3 protein-coding genes are annotated in these 2,644 nt (G+C 43.5%); 2 read left to right on the top strand and 1 reads right to left on the bottom strand.

Annotated elements, in window-relative coordinates:
• Positions 1-945, top strand: a 945-nt coding sequence (locus tag HRU42_RS20935) for an ACT domain-containing protein (protein ID WP_295034009.1), incomplete at its 5' end; no start/stop codon positions are given.
• Between the two features lie 95 nt (positions 946-1,040).
• Here HRU42_RS20935 and HRU42_RS20930 read toward each other — a convergent pair.
• A complete protein-coding gene (locus tag HRU42_RS20930) occupies positions 1,041-1,475 on the bottom strand; it encodes a PACE efflux transporter (RefSeq protein WP_295034007.1) in 435 nt (144 codons plus the stop codon).
• Between the two features lie 94 nt (positions 1,476-1,569).
• Here HRU42_RS20930 and HRU42_RS20925 point away from each other — a divergent pair, with 94 nt between their 5' ends.
• Positions 1,570-2,442 carry a LysR family transcriptional regulator gene (locus HRU42_RS20925; RefSeq protein WP_295034006.1) on the top strand — a complete coding sequence of 291 codons (873 nt, stop codon included), beginning with the start codon at positions 1,570-1,572 and terminating at the stop codon, positions 2,440-2,442.
• Positions 2,443-2,644 lie beyond the last annotated feature (202 nt).

Genomic DNA, 2,644 nt, shown 5'->3' with positions numbered 1-2,644 from the left:
AAGAATCTTGCTAAAGCGATAGGCACTAAAGCCAGACTCGATGCTCTGTATTGTTTAACGGTTGCCGACATTAAGGCAACAAATGATGTTCTGTGGACCAATTGGAAGGCAAGCTTACTTCGAGATCTCTATTTGTCGATTAGTTATGCACTGCGTAATGGCTTAGAAAATGTGTTAGAGCAAAGAACTATCGTCCGTGAGCACAAAAATGAAGCGCTTGAGCTGATGGGGATGAGTGAAACGCCTGATGTGATTAAACAACTTTGGAAACGCTTACCGCTATCATTTTTCAGCAACGCTCAACCCAGTGATATCGCTCGTTACTCTCAAGCCATGATGCAATATCCCACTGAGCACGCACTTATTTTACTCGATGAAAGCAGCACCAAAGGTAGTAGTGATCTGTTCGTTTATATGAAGGATAAACCCGGACTGTTTGTGACACTATTTAATACCTTAGCCTCACTACAAATCTCGGTTCAACAGGCTAATATCTCTAGGACAAAAGATGGTTATGTGGTGGAGTCTTTAAAAATATTGGATTATGACCATCACCCAATAAGAACCGCAGGGCGACGTGAGCGCATCAAGAAAAGGCTGAAACAAGTCTTGTTTGAAAATAGAAAAGTGCCTAAACAACGCCTTAATAGCAACATTGGCTCTTTCGTCAGCGAGGCCAAAGTCGAGTTCTTGCACTCTCGTAAAAAAGATAGAACGCTTATCAGCGTTACGGCACTCGATAATCCACAATTTATGAGTCACTTCTGTAACGGTTTCAGGCTGTTTGAACTCAATATTCACTCTGCCAAAATAACCACGGTAGGTGAGCAAGTCGACAATGTATTTCTTGTCTCTGACAAAAATGGTCAATCATTAGACGATGAGAGTAAGCAAGCGCTAAAATCTTTCTTTGTCGATATGATTAATGAACAGGTTTCGATGTGATTTTTCATTATGTGCGGAGGCAGATAAGATGGTGAAAAATGGGTAATAAACACAGCTATGCTGGTTATGTCCTATGGTCATTTTATCGCTGGAGCTCACTGCTCACTGCTCATTTCTGTTCTGTTAGCCATGATACGTTCACGGATTAGGTCATAACACCAGTTGTAGGCAATCGAGTAGATCAGGAAGAAAAAGATAACCGCTAGGTCCATGACCAATACTGTCCAGAAATCTAGCTGCAGTACCCACATCATGAAGGGGAGCGTGGCAAACATCATGCCTAACTCAAAACCTAATCCATGATTTAAGCGCATTTTAAATGAACGTTCAATGCGATTATGTCCGAATATTCGGTCAAAGCCTAAGTTGTAAACGTAATTCCAACACATGGCAATTAATGACAGACCAATAGCTAATCCCGTCACCGATTTTGCCCCAGCATCGGTGAAGATTGTCGCTGCAGCCATCACAAAGACTAAGGCTATAGCTTCGAATAATACACTGTGAAAAATACGTTCTTTTGTCTTCATGGTCAGTCTCATTTAAGTTGCTCAGTGACTCAGGCTTGCTATAATCATCATTATTTACGCAAGAAGATAGTTAGTTACTATCAGGAAAAGTGATATGTATAATTTAGAGCAGCTGAGAATGTTCGTCGAGACAGCACGAACAGGGTCATTTTCGGCATGTGCTCGTCAGTTGGGAAAAGTGCAGTCAGCCGTGAGTCAGGGAATAGCAAATCTCGAAATAGACCTCAATACCAAGCTGTTTGATCGGACCAGTCGTAAACCATCGTTAACCCCCCACGGGGAGAGGTTATTACCGTTTGCTCAAGCTATCCTGCAACAAACTTACGAGCTTGATTCTGTTAACTGTGCGCTAAATTCATCCCATGAAACACATATAAAAATGGCGGTGGATGATGCATTACTGCCTATGACAACCAGTATTCTTAATGATTTTTCTCTGCGTTTCCCTGCCACTATCTTAGAGCTTTGCGCAGTTGCAACCCCAGATGTGATAGCGCTAGTACACTCGGGCCGAGCCGATTTAGGCTTGATGTTTGCGAGTAGTGATCTTCCCCAAGAAGTGGACTTATGTTACGTCGGTAGCTTGCCGTTCAATGGCGTCGTGAGCCCAGCGCATCCGCTGGCAAAAATGGATATAGTCACTGCTGCAGATTTAATCCCGCAGCGTCAATTGTTGATCCGTGGCCTTGATGGTCAGGAATTGGCGCACTGCCCTCATATTTCTTCACATATCTGGTGGGGCAACAGCTTTAATGCGATTAACACTATGGTGAAGGAGGGGCTGGGATGGAGCTATATTCCTGTCCATATGGCGAAGCAGTATGAGCAGCAGGGTGAGATGGTGCGAATGAATTTAAGCTTTGATCATAAGCCATGGCGAGTACCGATTGATCGCGTGTTGGCAAAACAAAAGGCGAGAGGCCCCGCATTAATGTGGCTCGCTGATAGTTTCAATCATTGCTTCTAAAACCCATTAACGGTGCCATCCACATTCAGAACCCATTAACGGTGCCATCCACATTCAACAACCAACCAATAACCCATTAACGGTGCCATCCACATTCAGCGGCAGATGTTCACGCTTCCTACTAAGCTTAAATGATGAGCTTAAATGATGAGCTTAAATGAGAGGTTGTTATGCCGCGTCCAAGAAGAAGTCAGGTTAGTTT

It is taken from the genome of Shewanella sp. (assembly GCF_013214165.1).
Taxonomy (GTDB): Bacteria; Pseudomonadota; Gammaproteobacteria; order Enterobacterales; family Shewanellaceae; genus Shewanella.
Note: the sequence above shows the minus strand (reverse complement) of the source record. Positions and strands in the feature narration are given on the sequence as shown.